This window comes from Catalinimonas alkaloidigena (assembly GCF_029504655.1).
Classification (GTDB): Bacteria; Bacteroidota; Bacteroidia; order Cytophagales; family Cyclobacteriaceae; genus Catalinimonas; species Catalinimonas alkaloidigena.
In genome coordinates this window covers 7559276-7581305 of sequence record NZ_JAQFIL010000001.1, presented here as the reverse complement: position 1 = coordinate 7581305, position 22030 = coordinate 7559276, and the positions used below count along the sequence as shown (strand labels likewise).

At 42.9% G+C, this 22030-nt stretch carries 16 protein-coding genes; 11 read left to right on the top strand and 5 right to left on the bottom strand.

Features of this window, described 5'->3' with window-relative positions; all coding sequences use genetic code 11:
- The first annotated feature begins 5 nt into the window (after positions 1-5).
- The 4 genes from OKW21_RS30895 to OKW21_RS30880 all read left to right on the top strand — a co-directional run bounded on the left by OKW21_RS30895 (position 6) and on the right by OKW21_RS30880 (position 6159).
- A complete protein-coding gene (locus OKW21_RS30895) occupies positions 6-3080 on the top strand; it encodes an efflux RND transporter permease subunit (RefSeq protein ID WP_277487336.1) in 3075 nt (1024 codons plus the stop codon).
- Positions 3081-3108: 28 nt separating this feature from the next.
- Positions 3109-4434, top strand: coding sequence for a TolC family protein (locus OKW21_RS30890; RefSeq protein ID WP_277487333.1), 1326 nt, complete (start codon positions 3109-3111; stop codon positions 4432-4434).
- Between the two features lie 69 nt (positions 4435-4503).
- On the top strand, positions 4504-5493 hold the full coding sequence (locus OKW21_RS30885) for an NAD(P)H-quinone oxidoreductase (protein ID WP_277487330.1): 990 nt from the start codon (positions 4504-4506) through the stop codon (positions 5491-5493).
- Positions 5494-5586: 93 nt separating this feature from the next.
- Positions 5587-6159, top strand: coding sequence for a DUF4136 domain-containing protein (locus tag OKW21_RS30880; protein ID WP_277487325.1), 573 nt, complete (start codon positions 5587-5589; stop codon positions 6157-6159).
- An 87-nt stretch (positions 6160-6246) separates the two neighbouring features.
- Here the strand turns inward: OKW21_RS30880 and OKW21_RS30875 are convergent, their stop codons facing one another.
- Positions 6247-6366, bottom strand: coding sequence for a 30S ribosomal protein THX (locus OKW21_RS30875; RefSeq protein ID WP_277487321.1), 120 nt, complete (start codon positions 6364-6366; stop codon positions 6247-6249).
- Between the two features lie 142 nt (positions 6367-6508).
- On the opposite strand from OKW21_RS30875, the gene OKW21_RS30870 reads away from it, so the two are divergent.
- Complete coding sequence (locus tag OKW21_RS30870) at positions 6509-6985, top strand: hypothetical protein (RefSeq protein WP_277487319.1); 477 nt, start codon at positions 6509-6511, stop codon at positions 6983-6985.
- Positions 6986-7198: 213 nt separating this feature from the next.
- Entirely contained in the window at positions 7199-8329 is a 1131-nt protein-coding gene (locus OKW21_RS30865; RefSeq protein WP_277487317.1) for a glycosyltransferase family 4 protein, read from the top strand.
- Between the two features lie 137 nt (positions 8330-8466).
- On the opposite strand, the gene purH is transcribed toward OKW21_RS30865, so the two are convergent.
- The 4 genes from purH to polA form a co-directional block, all read right to left on the bottom strand.
- The gene (gene purH / locus OKW21_RS30860) at positions 8467-10008 is read right to left on the bottom strand and encodes a bifunctional phosphoribosylaminoimidazolecarboxamide formyltransferase/IMP cyclohydrolase (RefSeq protein WP_277487845.1); all 1542 of its coding nucleotides are present in this window, start codon (positions 10006-10008) and stop codon (positions 8467-8469) included.
- Between the two features lie 136 nt (positions 10009-10144).
- The gene (gene purN, locus OKW21_RS30855; RefSeq protein ID WP_277487315.1) at positions 10145-10717 is read right to left on the bottom strand and encodes a phosphoribosylglycinamide formyltransferase; all 573 of its coding nucleotides are present in this window, start codon (positions 10715-10717) and stop codon (positions 10145-10147) included.
- A 149-nt stretch (positions 10718-10866) separates the two neighbouring features.
- Entirely contained in the window at positions 10867-11814 is a 948-nt protein-coding gene (locus tag OKW21_RS30850; protein WP_277487313.1) for a pyridoxal-phosphate dependent enzyme, read from the bottom strand.
- A 7-nt stretch (positions 11815-11821) separates the two neighbouring features.
- Positions 11822-14602: a DNA polymerase I gene (polA, locus tag OKW21_RS30845; RefSeq protein ID WP_277487311.1), complete on the bottom strand. Its 2781-nt coding sequence runs from the start codon at positions 14600-14602 to the stop codon at positions 11822-11824.
- A gap of 381 nt (positions 14603-14983) precedes the next feature.
- On the opposite strand from polA, the gene OKW21_RS30840 reads away from it, so the two are divergent.
- The 5 genes from OKW21_RS30840 to OKW21_RS30820 are packed head-to-tail and all read left to right on the top strand — an operon-like array spanning position 14984 to position 22029.
- On the top strand, positions 14984-17599 hold the full coding sequence (locus OKW21_RS30840) for an SLBB domain-containing protein (protein ID WP_277487309.1): 2616 nt from the start codon (positions 14984-14986) through the stop codon (positions 17597-17599).
- 41 nt (positions 17600-17640) lie between these two features.
- On the top strand, positions 17641-18885 hold the full coding sequence (locus OKW21_RS30835) for a Wzz/FepE/Etk N-terminal domain-containing protein (RefSeq protein WP_277487307.1): 1245 nt from the start codon (positions 17641-17643) through the stop codon (positions 18883-18885).
- Positions 18885-20159 carry a Vi polysaccharide biosynthesis UDP-N-acetylglucosamine C-6 dehydrogenase TviB gene (gene tviB, locus OKW21_RS30830; RefSeq protein WP_277487305.1) on the top strand — a complete coding sequence of 425 codons (1275 nt, stop codon included), beginning with the start codon at positions 18885-18887 and terminating at the stop codon, positions 20157-20159. Before OKW21_RS30835 ends, tviB begins: the two co-directional genes overlap by 1 nt.
- Positions 20160-20167: 8 nt before the next feature.
- Positions 20168-21187 carry an NAD-dependent epimerase gene (locus tag OKW21_RS30825; protein ID WP_277487303.1) on the top strand — a complete coding sequence of 340 codons (1020 nt, stop codon included), beginning with the start codon at positions 20168-20170 and terminating at the stop codon, positions 21185-21187.
- 8 nt (positions 21188-21195) lie between these two features.
- The gene (locus tag OKW21_RS30820; protein ID WP_277487302.1) at positions 21196-22029 is read left to right on the top strand and encodes an ABC transporter permease; all 834 of its coding nucleotides are present in this window, start codon (positions 21196-21198) and stop codon (positions 22027-22029) included.
- The last annotated feature ends 1 nt before the right edge of the window (position 22030 follow it).

Below are 22030 nucleotides of genomic sequence, written 5' to 3'. Positions count from 1 at the left end.
ACACTATGAACCTCTCATCCATCAGTATTGAACGTCCGGTACTTGCCACAGTAATGTCCATCGTGATTATTATTTTTGGCGTGATCGGCTTTACCTATCTTGGAATTAGGGAGTACCCCAGCGTAGACCCTCCCATTATTTCTGTCAGTACTAACTATACCGGAGCCAGTGCTGATGTGATAGAATCGCAAATCACAGAACCACTGGAAGAGGGAATCAATGGTATCAGTGGCATACGTTCACTTTCTTCTATCAGCACTGACGGAAGGAGTACCATTACGGTGGAGTTTGAGCTGGGAGAAGACCTGGAAGCTGCGGCTAATGATGTGCGGGACAGGGTGTCACAGGCTCGTCGTAACCTCCCTCCCGATGCTGACCCTCCTATTGTCACCAAGGCAGATGCCGATGCCACCACCATTCTGGCCCTCACCGTGCAGAGTGACCAAAGGAGCCTGCTGGAGCTTTCCGACATAGCCACCAATACTTTTAAAGAAAGGCTGCAAACCATACCGGGTATCAGTAATATCCGAATCTGGGGCGATAAGCGCTACGCCATGCGCCTGCAGATGGACCCTGCCAAACTGGAAGCTTACCGGCTTACTCCGCTCGATGTGAGAAATGCTGTACAAGAGCAGAATGTAGAGCTACCTACCGGAAATATTGAGGGCTATCGCAGCTATCTGACTATCCGTACTATGGGCAGGCTGGTGACAGAGGATGATTATAATGAAATGATCATCAAAGAAGAAGATGGTGCAGTCATCAAATTCAAAGATATTGGAAAAGCCGTGCTGGATGCGGAAAACCAGCGTACCCTGCTGAGAGGAAACAACAAAATACCGATGGTGGGAGTAGCTGTGACACCCCAACCCGGAGCCAACTACATTGCCATAGCCGATGAGTTTTACAAACGGGTAGACCAGATTGAAAAAGAGCTTCCCGATGATCTTAAGCTTGGCTACGCGCTAGATACTACCCTTACTATCCGCAAGGCCATTACGGAGGTAGAAGAGACCATCCTTATCGCTTTTGGTCTGGTGGTGATCGTAATTTTTATGTTTTTGCGCGACTGGCGCACTACCCTCATCCCTGCCATCGCCATCCCTATCTCTCTGATCGGGGCCTTCTTCATCATGTACTTTGCCGATTTCTCTATCAACATTCTGACACTTTTGGGAATTGTACTGGCCACCGGGCTGGTGGTGGATGATGCTATTGTGGTACTGGAGAATATTTACCAAAAGATAGAGTCAGGGATTTCTCCCAAAAAGGCTGCCCATGAGGGTTCGGCTGAGATTTACTTTGCGATCATCTCTACTACGGTGACCCTGGCAGCGGTATTCCTGCCTATCATTTTTCTGGAAGGGGTAACCGGTAGACTTTTTCGTGAGTTTGGTGTGGTAGTAGCAGGCTCAGTGCTGATCTCAGCTTTTGTATCGCTCACGCTTACTCCTATGATGAGTTCCCGGCTTTTAAAGAAGAAAGAGAGAAGTAACAGGTTTTATAAAGTTACCGAGCGCTTCTTTGAGTGGATGACCAACGGATACAATATGTTTTTGATCCGTTTTATGAAGCATCGCTGGGCCGCTATCGTGATCGTGGTTCTTTCCTTAGGAGGTATTATCGGTCTGGGAGCAATCATTCCCTCCGAGCTGGCTCCTCTGGAGGACAAAAGCCGCCTCCGCCTGTTTTCTACCGCTCCTGAGGGAACATCATTTGAACTGATGGATAATTATGTGATGGAGCTGCTCAATGTGGCAGATACACTTCAGGAAAAGCAATCGTTGATCGCGGTGACCTCACCGGGTTTTGGTTCCAGTAATTCTGTCAACTCTTCATTCCTGAGAATTACCCTCAAGCCACCTTCTGAAAGAGCGCGTTCACAGCAGGAAATTGCGCAGCAGCTTAGTGGAATCGTAGGCGATATGAATTTTGCCCGTACCTTTGTGGTGCAGGAACAAACCATACAGGTAGGTAGGTCTAGCGGCCTGCCCGTGCAATATGTAATCCAGGCACCTAATCTGGAGAGGCTGAAAGAAGTGCTTCCTGACTTTGTGGACGAAGCTTCTCAACACCCCGACTTCGCTGTAGTTGACCTTGACCTTAAGTTCAATAAGCCAGAGCTCGCCGTTACTATTGATAGAGAAAGAGCCAGAGCCTTGGGTGTATCGGTACGGGACATTGCAGAGACCATACAGCTATTTTTCAGCGGTCAGCGTTTTGATTACTTTGTCATGAACGGCAAGCAGTACCAGATCATCGGTGAGGCCAGCCGATCAAACCGTGATGAGCCCCTGGACTTAAGTTCAATCAGTGTGAGCAATGATAGAGGAGAGCTGATTACGCTGAATAACCTGGTAAACATGGAAACCCAAAGTACTTCACCTCAACTGTATCGTTACAACCGCTATGTGGCTGCTACGGTATCCGCCTCTCCGGCAGATGGCGTTACGCTCGGTCAGGGTATTGCAGCCATGGATGAGATTGCCGATGAGGTACTGGACGACTCTTTCTCTACTGCTCTTTCCGGTACCTCCAAAGATTATCAGGAGAGCTCAGGAAGCTTATACTTTGCTTTTGGTCTGGCTTTGGTATTAATCTACCTGGTGCTGGCTGCCCAGTTTGAAAGCTTTATAGACCCGCTGATCATCATGTTTACCGTACCTCTGGCGCTTACGGGAGCGCTACTAACCCTCTGGTTATTTGGACATACCCTTAACATCTTTAGCCAGATTGGTATCATCGTACTCATCGGTATAGTGACCAAGAATGGTATTCTGATTGTTGAGTTTGCCAACCAGCGCAAGGAGGAAGGTCTGAATAAATTTGACGCGGTAATTGAGGCCGCTACAATTCGTTTGAGACCTATTCTGATGACCAGCCTGGCTACTATTCTGGGAGCGCTGCCAATTGCTCTGGCATTAGGCGCTGCTTCTACCAGCCGTATTCCTATGGGTATGGCTATCATTGGAGGACTGCTGTTTTCACTTATCCTGACATTGGTGGTTATTCCTGTGATCTATTCCTTTATGTCAGGTAAAGCTCCCAGCAAAGCTAAAATTGAGACTTCTCACAAATAAACATTTCACTACTGCAAGCGTACGACTAATGAATATCAGACTTAACTGCTACATGCTTGGAATCCTGCTGATGATGGGCGGGCTTCCGGCAGTAGCGCAAAATACAGATACACTACGTTTATCAGAAGCCATACAGATGGGGCTGGAAGAAAACTACAGTGTTCAGATTGCTGCTAATAATAAAAATATAGCCGACAATAATTATACGCTGGGCAATGCAGGTTTCCTTCCTACATTGGATGCTGTCGCCAGCAAAGATTATAATATACAGGACTCTGAACAGATATTTGCCAGCGGTGACGAACAAAATGTAAGCGGTGCCCGCTCCAATAGCTTAAGCGCGTCAGCCCTGCTTGAATGGACAGTCTTTGATGGCACCCGAATGTTTATTAGCTACGACAAACTGGCCGAGCTACAGCAGGCCTCCGCGATAGAAGCACAGATTAACATGGAGAATACGGTAGCTGATATTTCTGCGGCTTACTATACGGTCATTCTGGAACAGGCCAGGGTCAATGTGCTGCAAAATTCTGTAGACCTCTCTCGTGAAAGGCTGCGCCTGGCTCGTACCAAGTACGAAGTAGGAAACACTTCCAAGCTGGAATACCTTGCAGCGCAGGTAGACTATAATGCCGATACCTCAGCGCTTATACAGCAAAAGGAGCAACTTTACAATACCAAAGTGGATCTGAATACTTTTCTGGTACGTGAGCCCGACACCGATTTTGCCGTACCCAACCAGATAGATGCCAATATGGATTTATCTATTGGCGAACTGCGGGAAAAAGCGTTGAGTAGCAACCCTAACCTGCTTTTGGCTCGTCGCAATCAACACATTTCTTATCTGGAAGTAAGAGAGCTGGAAGCAGAACGCTGGCCTCAAATACTGGTAAACCTGGGCTATAGCTATAATTCTTCAGTAGCGGAAGCAGGGTTTGTACTGGGTCGCCGCGCCAATGGAGTGAATTATGGTGTAGCTGCCCGCCTGAATATATTCAATGGCTTCAACAAAAATCGGCAGATACAAAATGCCCGTATACTGACCGAAAATCAAGATCTCCAGCTCAAAGAACTTACTCAGGAGCTGAAAGCCCAGTTGGAGAAGACATACATCAATTATACCAACAGCACTATTCTGCTAGAGCTGGAGTCAGAAAATCTGGAGATTGCCAGAGAGAATGCTAGAATTGCACTAGAGCGCTATCGTTTGGGGAACAGCAATGCGCTGGAGCTTCGCGAAGCCCAGATTAACGCAGTGCAGGCAGAGAGCCGCCTCATAGATGCGATCTATTCTACCAAAATTGCTGAGATAGACCTGCTAAGGCTTAGCGGACAAATGGTAAGTAGCCGGTAGAACGTTTATTTTCTGACTATTGCGTACTTTAGAGTTTCATCTATTTTTTCACTATAAAACTATCCTTAGATGCAAGCTGTAATTTTTGATCAGCCCGGAGGAGCTGAGAAACTTCGGATAGGTGAGTGGGAAACCCCACAGCCTGATAAGCATGAAATACTCATAAAAGTAGCCGCCACCGCCCTCAATCGTGCTGATATTCTTCAAAGAGAAGGGAAATACCCTCCCCCCAAAGGCAGCAGCCCAATTCTGGGATTGGAAGTCAGCGGTGAAGTAGTAGAAACGGGTAGTGAAGCAAAACGCTGGAAACAAGGAGATCTGGTATTTGGTCTGATTCCCGGAGGGGGATATGCGCAATACGCGGTTATCCATGAAGACATGGCAATGCCCGTACCAGATAGCCTCAGCCTGGCCGAAGCCGCTGCAATTCCCGAAGTTTCTCTTACCGCTTATCAGGCACTAAGCTGGCTGGCATATTTCAAAAAAGGAGAGAAGCTGCTCATTCATGCCGGTGCGAGCGGCGTAGGCACGGCGGCCATTCAGCTGGCCCGTGAAATGGGAGCCGGAAAAATTATCGTTACTGCTTCTGCATCCAAGCACCCGCTGTGTCTGGAACTAGGAGCTAACTTGGCTATTGACTATCAAAATCAGGACTTTGAAAAAGTAGTGAATGAGCAGACCGACGGAAAAGGGGTAGATGTTATCATTGACTTTATCGCTGCCCCGTATTTTAACAGTAATATCAACTGTTTGGGTATGGATGGTCGTCTTGTCTTGCTGGCAATATTAGGAGGCGTAAAAGTAGAAGAACTTAACCTCCTTAAGCTATTGAGCAAAAGGTTACAAATCACGGCTTCCACCCTGCGTTCCCGCAGTCTTGAATACCAGATTCAGCTTACCAAGGACTTTTCCGCCTTTGCCCTTCCGCTATTTGAGAAAGGTATACTTAAACCTGTTGTTGATAGTATGTACAGCTGGAAAGAAGTAGCAGATGCACACACCTACATGGAATCCAACCAAAACAGTGGAAAAATTGTCCTTGTGATTAAGGAGAATTAAAGCCAGAAACTATCCTTGATCATTTTTTTTATCAAAGGCACAAAAGGAGACCTCTATTACGTTATTAAAGCAGTTGATAATTAAATAGTTAGCATGAAAAAATATATCATTAGCGGGAGCATGGCATGGATGTTACTATTTACCTTTGCCTGCTCTTCAGTCAAGATAATCGCAGAAAAAGACGAGGGATTTGATAATTCTGAATATGGCACTTATGCCTTTGCCGAAGTGGACTTAAAGGAGATGGACCAGGCTACAGCCATTCTTTATCAGGAAATTCGTAAAACTATCGCTTATGAGATGAAGAAGAAGGGCTATGAACTCAATACCGATGCTCCTGATTTGGTTGTTGCCTTTAATATACTGACCGAAGAAGCTCGCAAAGAAAGCTGGAAGAGTGTCAATAATGATCCCTACTATCCTTATGGTATGCGTGGTATGTGGGCTTATAATTCGCTGTATGGCCCTAATTACAATCAACGGTATAAAGAAGTAAAGTATGAAAAGACCGGTACTTTTGTCGTAGATTTACTGTCTACTGAGCAGGAGCAACTGGTCTGGAGAGGCATTGGGATAGGTCCTGTGAACCACCCGGAAGAACGATTCAATACCGCTTATGAATCTGTGCAAAAGATGTTCAAAGAGTTTCCTGATAAAAAAATGTAAACGCTAGCAAAAAAGCACTCGCTTCATTGACGCGAGGCTTCAACAAAATTCAGAAAAGGATACTAATGAATTAGCTTCAATGGTATCCTATTTTTTTGCTTTTTCCTCAGAAGTACTTTTGTTACTATTGCTCCTGCGTGGTCTCCTTACCCCATATGAGCCCTTCACAATTTTCCCCTTCCTGGTCTTTTTATCTCCTTTTCCCATAATATTTGACCTTAATGTTGTTTATACTTACTTTATTATAAATATTGATCTGTGGCGTCCATCTTAATTTAGAAAAAATTACTTAAACTCTAAAGCGCTCAATGGGTTGAATACATACGAACTTTAACAAAATCTATTTACTATGGCCAAACCTAATCCCGAGTTGATTTACGCCCTTCGTAATGCAGCAAAGAAACTTCAGGATAGTCAAAACTATCAGTGGGGACATATGGGCAGTTGTAATTGTGGTTATCTGGTACAGGAAGTTACCAAGCTATCCAAAGCGGATATCCATGAATATGCCATGCGTACCCGCGGAGGAGACTGGAGTGAACAGGCCTTAGATTTTTGTCCTACCAGCGGCTACCTCATGGATCAGGTGATTTCCTATATGCTGGAAGTCGGTATGGACATAGCAGACTTTAAACACCTGGAAAGACTTTCTGATAGAGATGTTTTACAAAAACTGCCTGCGAGAGAAAGGCACCTAAGGCATAACTATAAAAAAGATGTGGTAAAGTATATGTATACCTGGGCTGATCTCTTGGAAGAAAAACTCATGACCGATATATCTTTGAGTCATATACAGGAAAAAATGGAGAAGCAGAAAGTACTTTAAAGCATCAAAATAAATGCAGTATTTTAGCGAACAAAATCTCTGAATTAAGCTAAACAAAGTTAGTTTAGCTTAATTCTACCGAAACAAAGTACATTATACTTACTTTGTACGCATTATTATATTAGCTTTGACGAGAGTAAACATGCACGTAGATTGTCATTATATTACACCTGAGTAAGAGTTTTAGCTAATCAAACCAAATCATACTTTTTTATGATTACCGACTTTTTGAATACCCCATTGGTTTCATTGTCAGTTGCCTCAATCTTTGCTTTTATCATTGTTTCTGTTACAATACCTGTTATTGTGAGAGTAGCGATGGAAAAACACCTGATGGAAGAGCCCAATGGAAGAAGCTCTCATGCACAGAAAACACCCAACTTTGGTGGAATTGCCATTTTTGCTTCCGTGGTGATGACCTTTCTGCTTGCTACTCCCGAAACTGCTTCCAGTGCGCTCAATATTCACCTTATCATTCCTTCTCTGGTTATTCTTTTCTTTATTGGCTTAAAAGACGATATACTAGTCATTGACCCCTATAAAAAACTGCTGGCACAGATACTGGCGGCAGCCCTGTTGATATATTTTACTGACATACGGATAAGCAACTTATTCGGAATATTAGGGACCTACGAAATCTCTTATATTCCCAGCTTTGTCATTACGCTATTTGTAATTGTAGTCATTATCAATGCCTATAATCTGATTGATGGTATAGATGGCCTGGCAGCAGGTATAGGCATAGTTGCGGCCCTTACTTTTGGCATTTACTTTTATCTGGCAGGTATTTACTGGGCGGCCGTACTGGCAGCGGTACTAATTGGTTCTCTTCTTGCTTTCATCCGTTTCAACTTCTCAGAAGAAAATAAAATTTTCATGGGTGATAGTGGTTCGTTGATTGTAGGTTTTATTCTTTCTCTTTTTGCTGTAAAATTTATTCAACATAATGAGGTATTGAATAATGTCTATATTCCCAATGCACCTACCATTGCCATTTTGATTCTTGCAGTACCTCTTTTTGATACGCTTAGGGTATTCACTCATAGAATTGCCGGCGGAATAGGCCCGTTTGTGGCTGACAGAAACCACATTCACCATTTTATCATAGACAATGGGTTCAGTCATCTCAGCGCAACCCTGCTGCTTTCTTTATGTAGTATTGCGGTAGTGAGCATCAGTTGCTATTTCTTTTCGCAGTCCTCTGTCTCATACTCTTTCACCGGGCTGATCGTTACTTTCATACTTTATTCATTGATCATCAGAAGGGACGTGATCGTCAAGAAGCCCTACATCAATGAAGAACTTCTTCGTAAGAAAAGACGCAGTACAGTAGGGCAATCATAATCGGGTAAATGTAACAGAGAAAGGTCGCTTCCAGTAGTTTGTTTTCTCCACCTCCTTGCAAATCAGACAGGACTCAGATAAAAAAGGGATAAACCTTACCCGGCCTACCCCTCTTCAACAATACTTATCTAAATAATTTAGTGTTTAAAGTGGCGGAAGCCAGTAAACACCATGGCCATACCATGGCCATCACAGTAATCAATAGAGTCCTGATCTTTGATTGAGCCTCCCGGCTGAATCACGGCATTGATACCTTCCTGCTTAGCGATTTCTACACAATCCGGAAAGGGAAAGAAGGCATCTGAAGCCATCACCGCACCATTAAGCTCAAACCCAAAGTGCTTGGCTTTCTCAATCGCCTGCTTCAGCGCATCTACTCTTGAAGTCTGTCCTACTCCGCTGGATAGCAGCTGTCCTTTGTTAGCAAGGACTATCGTATTGGACTTGGTATGCTTGCATATTTTGCTGGCAAACAGCAAAGCTTCATTCTCTTCGTCAGTAGTAGCGCGTTTGGTCACTACTTTCAGATCTTCCAGGCTATCAGTTTTTAGATCACGGTCCTGCTCAATAACTCCGTTCAGCAGCGTCTTAAATTGCTTTTGAGAAGATTTGTCTGTTTTCTTCTTCAGCAATACTCTTTTTTTCTTTTTGCTCAGGAGTTCTAAGGCTTCATCAGAAAATGAAGGAGCAATGAGCACTTCAAAGAAGAGGCTATTCATTTCTTCAGCCGCTGCCAGGTCTACTTCAGCATTGGTGATCAATACCCCTCCGAAAGCAGAAACAGTATCTGCCGCAAATGCTTTCTGATACGCTTCCTTTACGCTGGCTCCGGTAGCACAGCCACAGGCATTGGTATGCTTGAGGATGGCAAAAGCAGTCTCATCCTCAAATTCTTCTATCAGATCCACTGCCGCGTCTATATCTACCAAATTGTTAAAAGATAATTCTTTCCCATTCAGTTGCTCCAGCATATCTTCCAACTGACCATAGAAGGCGGCTTCCTGGTGAGGGTTTTCTCCATAGCGCAATGGCTTTACCGGTAGTTTTGCTTTATCGAAGCTGGCTGCTGCACTTGCCTCACTATTAGTAGCCCCACTAAAGTACTGGAAGATAGCCGTATCGTAGCGGGAACTTTGGGAAAAAGCCTGCATTGCGAACTGACGGCGATCGTCCAGCTCAGTGCTACCTTCCTTGTCTTTTAGTAATTGCTCCAGGGCACTATATTGCTGGCGGGAAGAGACAATCAATACATCTTTAAAATTTTTAGCTGCCGCTCTGATCAAAGCAATGCCGCCAATATCAATTTTTTCAATGATGTCTGCTTCAGCAGCACCGGAAGCTACCGTTTCCTCAAAAGGATATAAATCCACAATCACCAGGTCAATGGGAGGAATTTCGTACTCCTGTACCTGCTTAGCATCACCTTCGTCATCTCTACGTGATAGGATACCGCCAAACACTTTAGGGTGCAGCGTCTTCACTCTTCCTCCCAAAATAGAAGGATAACCGGTGAGGTCTTCTACTGCAGTTACCTCTGCTCCTTGTTCCTCAATAAACTTTTGTGTGCCCCCGGTAGAATACAGCTTTACACCATACTCATCCAGCAGCTTAACTATAGGAGCCAGGTTTTCTTTATAATACACAGAAATAAGTGCAGCATTGATCTTTTTGCTCATGATAGGTCGGGTTTGATTTGAGCTTGCAAAGGTAAGCTATTTTACAGCAGCGTAAAAGTTGGGAGTTGGTTTTTAGGCCTTAGGTTTTGGAGCGTTAGTAGCTGGGGAAATTTTGAAGTTGAAATTTACTATTTTGAATTCAATCCAGTTTCAATACCAATTCTTCTACTACCTCAGGATAATGTTTATGTTCCAGCTTCTGAACTTTGGCAGCTACGTCTTCCGGGCTGTCATTTTCTGATAAATCGCAACTCACCTGCAGAATCATTTTGCCTTCATCATAATGCTCATTACACAAGTGGATAGATATGCCCGACTGCTTTTCTTTAGCTGCTACTACTGCTTCGTGTACATGTCTGCCGTACATGCCTTTTCCTCCGTACTTGGGTAAAAGCGCAGGGTGGATATTGACAATTCGGTTAGGATAGGCCTTTAAAATATTTTCAGGAATTTTGAGCATAAAACCTGCTAACACTACCAAATCAATTTCAGCCTCTTTCAGGGTAGTGATAATATCATCGGTATGAAAAAGTATGCTTTTATCAAAAACGCACACCTGAATATTATAATTGGCAGCTCTCGTAATGACACCGGCTTTGGGATTATTAGAGAGCAGCAACCGCACCCGGGCGTAAGAATGGTTTTGGAATTTCTTAAATATCTCCTCTGCATTAGTACCACTACCTGATGCAAATACTGCTATGTTTTTCATGCTGTGAATTTAATATTATGGTTTTTAGCCGCTAGGGAGTAATGTTAATTGTTATGGTTCCCATCTACCACAGAGGGGTGTTATAGCGCTAAGGCATTATAATTTGCTTGCCAACTATAAAAAAACATAACACGATTGCTCCCTAACCCCTATAACTTATTCAGTAAGGTTTCCAGGTCTACATTGCCTCCTGTCAGAATAATACCGACTCTTTTACCGACAAATTTCTCTTTCTGTTGTAGCACTGCTGCCAGAGGAACCGCACATGATGGCTCCACAATGATTTTCATTCTCTCCCAGATCAACCTTAGGGCCGCTATAATTTCCTCATCACTTACCGTAATGATCTCCGACACTAATTCCTGAATAATGGGAAAAGTCTTGCTCCCCAGTGAAGTCAGCAAACCATCGGCTATTGTATTAGGTGATTCTGAAGGAATAATCTTACCTGCTTGTAAGGAACGATACGCATCATCGGCCCCTTTGGGTTCACCCGCGATTACCTGAGCCTGAGGTAACATAGCTTTAGTTGTAATGGCTGTTCCACTGAGCAAGCCCCCTCCGCCTACGGGCGCCATAACAATATCCAGCTCCCCCATTTCTTCTATAAGTTCCATGGCAGCCGTGCCCTGTCCACAGATGACACGCTCGTCATTGTAGGGATGGATAAAAGCTGCTCCGGTTTTTTCTACCACTTCAGCCAGTGTATCTTCCCGTGCCTGTAAAGTAGGCTTGCACATGATAATCTCAGCCCCATAACCTGCGACTGCCTTTTTCTTGACAGAAGGGGCGGTTTCCGGCATTACGATATAAGCTTTGATGCCACGGCTTTGCGCTGCTTTTGCCAGTGCCTGTCCGTGATTACCTGATGAATGGGTAGCTACGCCTCGTTGAGCTTCTTCATCGCTCAACGAAAGCACAGCATTCGCTGCGCCGCGCATCTTAAAGGCGCCGGCTTTCTGGAAGTTTTCGCACTTAAAATAAAGTTGTGTCCCCGCCATACTATTTACACTTTCGCTGCGCAATACTGGCGTACGGTGGATCAATGGCGCAATGCGCCGGGCAGCTTTTTGTATTTCTTGAAATGTAGGTCGCATAAGATGATTAATGAGCTTCCAACCAGTTTTTAGCAATGTCAGCTTCTACCTCCATAGGGACTTCCAGCGGTAGTGCGTCTTTCATCAGCTCTACTACCTTCTCCTTTACCCTCTCCGTTTCGGACTGATGCACATCAAAAATCAGTTCGTCATGTACCTGCATAATCATGCTGGACTTGAGCTTTTCTTTCTCCATCCAGTGGTGGATGTTGACCATGGCAAGCTTAATCATGTCGGCGGCAGTGCCCTGTATAGGAGCGTTGATGGCATTTCGTTCTGCATAGCCTCGCACTGTAGGGTTACGCGAATTGATATCGCGCAGATAACGGCGGCGTCCTCTAATGGTTTCTACATATTCTTTCTCTCTTGCCTGCTTGATGGCAGCGTCCATATAATTTTTGATGCTGGGAAATTCCTTAAAGTAAGCCTTGATAATTTCAGAAGCTTCGCCACGAGGAATGCTGAGTTGCTGGGCCAGGCCAAAAGCCGACACACCATATATAATTCCAAAGTTAGCCGTTTTGGCTTTGCGCCTCATTTCAGCGGTAACTTCTTCCAGTTTCACATCAAAAATCTTGGCAGCCGTAGTCGCATGTATATCTCTGCCCAGGCGAAAAGCCTCCATCATACTTTCATCTCTGGAGAAAGAAGCCATAATACGCAGCTCTACCTGAGAATAGTCGGCCGACATCAGCAGATAATCTTCATTGCGGGGTACGAAGGCCTTACGGATGAGCTGACCTTTAGGCGTACGGATAGGAATGTTTTGTAAGTTGGGATTGGTAGAACTTAGCCTTCCGGTAGAAGTTACCGCCTGATTGTAAGAAGTGTGAATACGTCCATCGTAGTCACTGATCAGTTTGGGCAGGGCATCTACATAAGTGTTTTTGAGCTTAAGTACTTCTCTGAAGTCCAGAATTCGTCGGGCAATCTCATGCTCGGTAGCTAGTGCCGAAAGTATGTTCTCACCAGTAGCATACTGCCCTGACTTGGTCTTTTTGGGCTTATCTACCAGCTTCATTTTATCAAAAAGCACCTCTCCCAGTTGCTTGGGCGATCCGATATTGAATTCTGTGCCTGCTACTTCAAAAATCTCTTTTTCTATTTCAACCAGTTCTTTGCTAAGGTCTGCCGAAAGTTCTTCCAGTGCGGATGTATCAATTCGCACGCCCTCGTATTCCATTGCAGCCAATACCGGAATAAGAGGAAGCTCCATCTCATAAAACAGCTTCCTGAGCTTACTGTCCTTCTCTATCTCCTTACTGAAAGTTTCTTTTAGCTGCAACGTAATGTCTGCATCTTCTCCGGCATATTCAGTTATCTCTTCGGCAGGAATATCCCGCATATTGCCCTGCTTTTTCCCTTTCTTCCCGATCAGGCTTTCTATAGAGACAGGTTTGTACTTGAGGTAGTTTTCTGCCATCACATCCATACCATGCCCGGTTTCCGGATCTATCAGGTAATGGGCAATCATAGTATCAAAAATAGCTCCCTGAATCTCTACACCGTACTTCCTAAGCACCAGCATATCAAACTTCAGGTTCTGGGCAATTTTTAGTTTTTTCTGATCCTCAAGCAAAGGCTTAAACTCATTAACAATGGCTTGTATTTCTTCCCGACCTTCCGGAACCGCCACGTAAAAAGCAGTTCCTTTTTGGAAGGAGAATGCCAAACCTACCAGTTCAGTGGTAAGAGGGTCCAGGCTATCCGTCTCGGTATCAAAGCAAAAAGCTTCCTGCTTTTCTAATTCCCGTACCAGTTCTTTCCGTTTTTCTGCTGTATCTATCAGTTGGTAGTCGTGTACTACTTCGGTAATGCTTTTCAGGTCTGTAGGCTGTTCAGCGATGCTTTGGGCGGCTTCTTCAAAAAGGCTGGTTTGTCCGTTAGTATTCGCTGCCTGCTCAGCAGGGGATCCCAGTACTCTGCGGGTTAGCGCCCGGAACTCCAGCTCCTGAAAAATTTTGCGTACCGCTTCCTCATCGGGTCCATTGTAGCTAAACATCTCCGCATCAAAATCTACCGGTACATCAATCTTGATCGTCGCCAGCTCTTTAGAAAGTATTCCTTGCTGACCAAACTCAATCACTTTTTCCTTCTGCTTACCTTTGAGCTGATCGGCATTTTCAACTACTCCTTCTACCGAACCAAATTGTTTTAATAGTTTTACGGCAGTCTTGGCTCCTACTCCTGGTATGCCGGGAATATTATCTACCGAATCGCCTTGCAGCCCTAAGATATCAGTGACCTGCTCTACCCGTTCAATGTCAAACTTTTTCAATACTTCCGGCACGCCCAGTATTTCTACCCCATTGCCCATAAAGGCAGGCTTGTAGAGAAAAACACAATCTTCTACCAGCTGTGCATAGTCCTTATCCGGCGTCATCATATATACCGTAAACTCCTCGCAGGATGCCCTTTTGGCAATGGTGCCAATAATATCATCTGCCTCATAACCATCCAGTTCTAATACAGGAATATCAAAAGCCCTGACAATATCTTTGACAATAGGAATAGCTACCCTGATGTCTTCCGGCTGTTCCTGACGGTTGGCTTTATAGGCTTCAAATTGCTTATGCCTGAATGTAGGCGCACTGGTATCAAAAGCTACTGCGATATGCGTTGGCTTTTCTTTGGTAAGTACTTCAAAGAGCGTATTTGTGAAACCAAAAGCTGCACTGGTATTCACTCCTTTTGAATTGATGCGTGGATTTTTACTGAAGGCAAAATGTGCCCGGTAAATCAGTGCCATTGCATCCAGTAAAAAGAGTTTTTTTTTGCTTGAATTCATGGCATCAAAGTAACAAAGAATGCTTAACTATTACCACTTTGGCACATAAGATAATTTTAGCGGTGATTCACACGACAAATGGCTTTGAACCGTCAAAACACCCTTAATAAAATACAATGCAGCAACTGTAATTTTATATGTAGTCTAAGCATATTTCAACACCAGCTGCTGAAAGTAAAGCGGACGGCAGGTAAGAAAAATGTAAGTATTTATTATTCTTTTTACGTTTGGCTTATTATTTGAGTGCCAGCACAATATAAGTTAATCAAATGAACGTTAGTGTTCAGCAAGTTAAGGAATTTGTGGTTTGTTAGATATGGGCAATATTCATAGCTTTGCGCCATACTGGGGAGAGCTATCATTGCATTTATTACATAGGGTATGTCATTAAAAATAATTCTTTCAGGTGTTATCATCTGTTTACTATACACCTTTCAATCAGCATCAGCACAAAGTAATCTACTAGAGCAGGATCTTAGTAAGATCAAAGTAGACCAGTTATCTGATGCGCAAATCAAACAGTTTATCAATGCTGCTGAAGAACGTAATTTATCTGACCAGCAGATTGAAACAACGGCGGTGATACGAGGGTTGCCTCGTGCCGAAGTAAGCAAGCTTATGAGCAGACTTCGTTCTGTACGCCTGAGTTCTGGGTCTCAAGCCCAGAATAATAGAAATGGAACAAGTGGCAATAGCCTTAATCTACAGGACAGTGCAAATGTAGATAGTAGCAACAATAAATCGGCTGGCTCAGCCATGCTCACTAAAGAAGAGAGAAAAGTGTTTGGCATGGAGCTTTTCAACAACCAGAACATTACTTTTGAGCCAAGTATCAATATTGCCACACCAAAAAACTACCAGTTAGGCACCGGGGATGAATTGATGGTAAATATCTGGGGGGCATCCCGCCAAAACTATATACTGGAGGTAAGCAGAGAAGGTACGGTGACAATTGACAACCTGGGACCCATTTATGTCAATGGCCTTACCGTGGAAGAAGCCTCTGACAGGATCATCAACCGCCTTACAGATATATATTCAGGGCTACGTTCATTTGGGGAGAGAGGGCCTAATACTTTTGCCGAAGTTTCATTGGGAAGAGTCAGAAGCATCAAAGTTACTATCGTAGGAGAGGTTCGTAAACCCGGCACTTATACTTTACCTTCATTAGCTTCAGCTTTTAATGCGCTTTACCTTTCCGGAGGACCTTCTTTTATAGGATCATTCAGAGACATTGAGATCGTCAGAAATAATAAGGTCGTCGCTATCCTTGACATATACGATTATCTCGTTAAAGGGGAGAATGCCAGTACTATTCCTTTACAGGATCAGGACATTATTCGGGTAGTTCCTTATGATACCCGTATTGAACTTCAGGGAGAAGTAAAGCGAAGCGGATATTATGAAATGAAAGGGGAGGAGTCTTTGGGTGAAGCCATTCGCTTTAGCGGCGGTTTTACAGACAAGGCTTATACTCACCGCCTCAAGGTAATACGCAAGACAGACAGGGCCAAGAGGATTGAAGATATAGATGGAGACGAGATTAGTAGTTTCACTCCTCAAAACGGCGATCTGGTTAAAGTTGACTCTATCTTGGATCGCTTTGAGAACCGCGTGGAAATTGTAGGAGCTGTCTTTCGTACCGGCACTTATGAACTCAAGGAGGGGATGACTTTGAAAGAGCTTATACAAAAGGCAGAAGGCTTAAGAGAAGATGCGTTTACCAGTCGTGCTCTGATTTACCGTAAGGGAGAAGACCTCACCTCAAAAGTAATCTCTGTAAGTCTGAGGGATGTCCTTACTGATAGAGCTCCCGATATTGGCCTACAGAGAGAGGATCTTGTCAGAGTATTCTCTATTTTCGATTTGGAAGAAGAGTTCAACGTCAATATCAATGGTGAAGTACAAGCCCCTGGTGAGTTCAGCTTTATGCGTAATATGACCCTTGAGGACCTTATTGCTATGGCTGGAGGGCTCAAGGAATCTGCTTCTCAGGCCAGAGTAGAAGTAGCTCGTCGAGTTACCGCAGAAGAAATACTGGATCAGGAGAACCCCAATGTGTCTGAGAATGTACAGATGGCAAATATCTTTCAGTTTTATGTAGACAAAGATTTAAGCCTATCTCCTGAAAACGCCAGTTTTGAACTAATGCCCTTTGATCAGGTGTTTGTCAGGAAGTCGCCTGAATATGAAGTACAACAGGGAGTCGTGGTAAAAGGGGAAGTAATGTATCCTGGTCAATATGTAATTACTAATAAAAATGAACGTATTTCCAGCTTAATTGAAAGAGCGGGAGGCTTAACTAGTTTTGCCTATTTAGAAGGGGCACGTTTGATCAGACTAAACCCTGAATATTATAAAGAACTCAATCAAAGGAAAGAGGAAGTTATAGATTCTTTACAGCGAGTTCAAATAAGTTCAGAAATGAATTCCTCTTCTGTAAACTCCAATGCCTCTAACAATGCTAGGGGCACGAGGGGAAAAGGCATAGTAAACTTGCAAACTTTGGACCCTGAACTTCTCAAAACATTAGCAGCAGCTAAAGTACGTGTTTCTGAAACTAATGCTATTGGAATTGAGCTGCAGAGAATATTAGAAAGTCCAAAATCAAAGTACGATTTGATTCTTTTACCGGGTGATACGCTTGAAGTACCAAAAGAATTACAGACGGTACAAATGAATGGTCAGCTATTGTACCCTTCTTCTACAAGGTATGATCGTTCTAAAGGCTTCAAGCACTATATATCTGAAGCAGGAGGGTTTACCAAACGAGCAGATAAAAAAAGAGCCTATGTGATCTATGCCAATGGATCTGTGGATAAAACAGGAAGTTTCCTGTTTTTTAAAGACTACCCTGAGGTAAAACCAGGGGCTGAAATTATTGTACCGCAAAAGCAGGGAGGATTATCAACACAAGCCTGGGTAGGGATTGGTTCAACGCTCGCTAGTATTGCCCTTACCATTGTTACAGTGATAAATGTGGCTAACCGTAATTAATACTAGCAAGCGGTATTATTAAAATATTAAACACATAAGTGTTGGAAACGCAAGAAAAATATTATCAGGAAAAAGATGCTAAAAAAGAGGAGTCTACTAATGGGGCTACTGCTCATCGTGACCCTCAGGTAGCAGATGATGAAATAGATTTAGCGCTTCTTTTTAAAGAAATCTGGAGACGAAAAAAGCTCCTTCTCTACACTGTCTTGGGCGCACTAGTAATAGGCATTTTTATCGCTATTGTAAGCCCTGAAGAATATAAATCTAATATTGTGCTGATGCCTCAGTCTGATGCAAGCGCTGGAAGAAGTTCTTCCAATATTCTACGACAAATCGGAGGGTTTGCAGGTATAGGTTTAGGAGGAAGCAGCACTGGACTAAACATAAACTTATACCCTGACATCACCAAAAGTACTCCATTCAACATCTCGGTAATGGAAGAAGATCAATATTTCCCTTCCTTAGATACTACCATGAGTTTGTACTACTATTTTACGGAAATAAGTGAGCCTCCTTTGACAGAAAACCTGAAGAAATATACAATAGGGCTTCCCAATATGCTCCTTGACTTACCCATGGCAGTAGTCAACTTATTTAAAAAGGACACCAGATCTGCTACTGCAAACATGCAAAAAGGAACTACTGTGTTAAATAGCAGTGACACTACTCAAAATGACCTTGAGAATAAATTGGTACAAGAGTATGACCCAATTACTTTAACAAGCAGACAGATGCGGGTCATGGCTGAGTTAAAAAGAAGAATCACTACTACTATTGAGGAGAATGGTACGGTTACAGTCACTGCAGTAATGCCCGATCCTTTAGTATCTGCTAAAACCACTGAATTGGCTGTTGCATATTTGACCAAATATATTACAGAATATAGGACTGAGAAGGTTCAGCAGGATCTTGATTTCGTAGAAAAACAATATAAAGAGAAAGAAGAGCGATACAATGAAGCGCAGCAAAGATTAGCGCGCCTGAGAGATCGCAACCTAAATATTGCTACTGAAAGCGCACGAATTGCTTTAGAACAGGCACAGACCGATTATGACTTGTCTTACACCTTATACCAAGGTATTGCTCAACAGCTTGAACAGGCTAGAATTAAAGTGCAGGAAGAAACTCCTGTATTTAAGGTGTTGGAACCCATACAGATTCCATTGACTAAAAGTGAGCCTAACCGTGAACTGATCATTACCTTAGCATTATTCGCTGGTATCGCGGTAGGGCTAGGCATCATTGTCGCTCAGGTGATTTTTTTCAATATTAAAAGTAAGCTTTAGTGGATATTAATACTGACAGTACTAAAATATCCGTCATAGGTTTAGGGTATGTAGGCCTTCCTCTGGCTATTGAGTTTGGAAAAGAAAAAGAATACGAGGTTATAGGTTTTGATATCAACCACAAGAGAATCCTGGAATTACAGGAAGGAAAGGATAGTACCGGTGAGGTAGAACCCGAGGAATTTAAACAAGCCTCCGGACTTACCTTTACCAACCAACTTGAAGATATCAAAGATTGTAATATCTACATAGTCACGGTACCCACGCCTATTGATCAGTACAAAAAACCTGACCTCACTCCGCTTCGCAGAGCAAGTGAGACAGTAGGAAAATTGCTTAAACAAGGTGATATTGTAATTTACGAGTCTACCGTTTATCCCGGCTGCACGGAAGATGATTGTGTTCCTATTCTTGAGCAACAAAGTGGCTTAGTTTACAATCAGGATTTTTACTGTGGGTACTCACCCGAGCGGATCAATCCCGGTGACAAAGAGCATCGGGTTCATTCTATTAAAAAAGTAACCAGTGGAAGTACGCCCGAGATCGCTGAAAAAGTGGATCAGCTTTATCAGGGTATCATCACTGCAGGTACCCATAAAGCATCTTCTATCAGAATAGCTGAGGCAGCCAAAGTGATAGAAAACGCTCAACGAGACCTTAACATCGCTTTTGTTAATGAGCTTGCCTTAATTTTTGACCGTCTCCAGATTGATACCCAGGAAGTGCTGGAAGCTGCCGGGACCAAGTGGAACTTTCTTCCTTTCAGGCCCGGTCTAGTGGGAGGACATTGCATTGGTGTAGACCCTTATTATCTTACGCATAAAGCTGAAAGCATAGGTTATCACCCTCAGGTCATATTATCCGGCAGAAGGATCAACGACAATATGGGGAGTTTTGTAGCAAATAAAGTAGTGAAACTTCTTTCCCGGAAAGGTCATGCTATTAAAGGCGCTCAAGTCCTCATATTAGGAATTACTTTTAAAGAGAACTGCCCGGACATACGTAATAGCAGGGTTATTGATATTATCAGGGAATTACAGGATTTTGGAGTAAATGTAGAAGTTTATGATCCATTAGCTAACTTCAGTGAAGTATATGAAGAATATGGTATAGAACTTCTTTCTGTACCTAATAAAGCATATGAAGGCATAGTAATGGCTGTAGGTCACAAACATTTTCTACAACTTGACCTGAAGGAAGTAAAAAAAGAAAATGGCGTTATATATGATGTCAAAAGCATACTTGATAAAAATTTGGTAGACGGTAAGCTGTAATATTTATTATGAGCCAAACAAAAAAAGTGTTAGTCACCGGCGCAGCTGGTTTTATTGGTTTTCACCTTTCACAAAAACTTTGTCAGCAAGGTTTTGAGGTAGTGGGGATAGATAACCTGAACGATTATTATGATCCCAATCTTAAAAAGAGTCGTCTTGATATATTAAAGGTACTGAGTACCTTTTCTTTTCATAAGATAGACCTTTTGGAAAAAGAGCGGATAGATCAGCTTTTTGAGACAGAAAAGTTTCACTATGTGGTAAACCTTGCGGCGCAGGCAGGGGTACGATACTCGCTGGTCAACCCTTATGCTTATATAGATGCTAATGTTACTGGCTTTCTAAACATATTGGAGGCTTGCCGGCACTATCCTGTAGAGCATCTGGTATACGCCTCCTCTAGTTCTGTATATGGCGCCAATTCAAAGATGCCTTTTTCTGTCCATCATAATGTAGACCATCCGGTTTCATTGTATGCAGCTACCAAGAAGTCCAATGAATTGATGGCACATACTTATTCAAACTTATACAATATTCCTACTACCGGTCTGCGCTTCTTTACAGTCTATGGCCCTTACGGGCGACCAGATATGGCGCTCTTTCTATTTACCAAAGCTATACTAGAGAATAGACCAATTGATGTGTACAACAATGGTGAAATGAAAAGAGACTTCACCTATGTGGATGATATTGTAGAAGGAGTCATCAAACTGTTGCCTCATGTCGCATCACCTAGCCCTAGTTGGGACGGTAACAACCCTGACGCAGCCAGTAGTTTTGCCCCCTATGCCCTTTATAACATTGGCAACAACAATCCAGTTAAGTTATTAGACTTTATAAGCACCTTGGAACAGGCATTGGGTATGGAGGCTCAGAAAAATATGATGCCCATACAAGATGGCGATGTGCCAGCAACATTTGCAGATGTAGATGACCTGATCAAAGATGTTGGCTTTAAACCAGCCACTCCTCTCATTGAGGGTATTCAAAAGTTTGTAGACTGGTATAGAGAATATTACACGAAGTAAAAATAAAAATGGCAAATCATAAAGTAATCATAGATGCCAATAAAAGTGTCCTTTCACTTGATCTAAAAGAGCTCTTTAGCTATAAAGATCTTTTTTACACGCTTGCCCAAAGAGATTTTAAAGTGAAATATGCACAAACTTTTTTGGGGTTTGCATGGGCTTTTATACAACCTTTCATGACATTGATTGTCTTTGCATTGGTATTTAGCCGCGGATTAAGACTTAATACAGGTGAGATTCCATACATATTATTTGCAGCTTGCGGCTTGGCAGCATGGACTTATTTTTCATCAGTGATGAATCAAGCTGGTAATTCTATCATTGGCTCTCAAGGTATGGTGCAAAAAATTTATTTTCCTCGTCTTATCATACCTTTGTCAAAAGCTTTGGTAGGGTTGATTGATTTTTTTATTGCTCTTCTAATTATCTTTTTGTTATTAATATTTTATCAGTATGCGCCTTCTCCAAATATTATCTTTTTGCCTTTCTTCATTTTGATGGCCGTTATTGCAGCATTAGGAGTAGGGATTTGGTTAAGTGCCCTGACTATAAGGTATAGAGACTTTCAGCAGATTGTTCCATTTCTGGTAAGATTTGGGATGTTCTTTACTCCAGTTGCTTACCCTGCAAGTATTTTTGCTGATCGTATTCCAAATTGGGCTCTAATCATTTATTACCTTAATCCTATTGCAGGAGTAATTGACGGTTTCCGATGGACTGTGTTGGGTACTGATCCTCCGAACATACTTTCGTATGTTTCCTTTTTTGTAGTTATCTTATTATTCATAAGTTCTTTATTTTACTTTAAAAAAGTAGAACGAACTATTGCTGATATCATCTAAT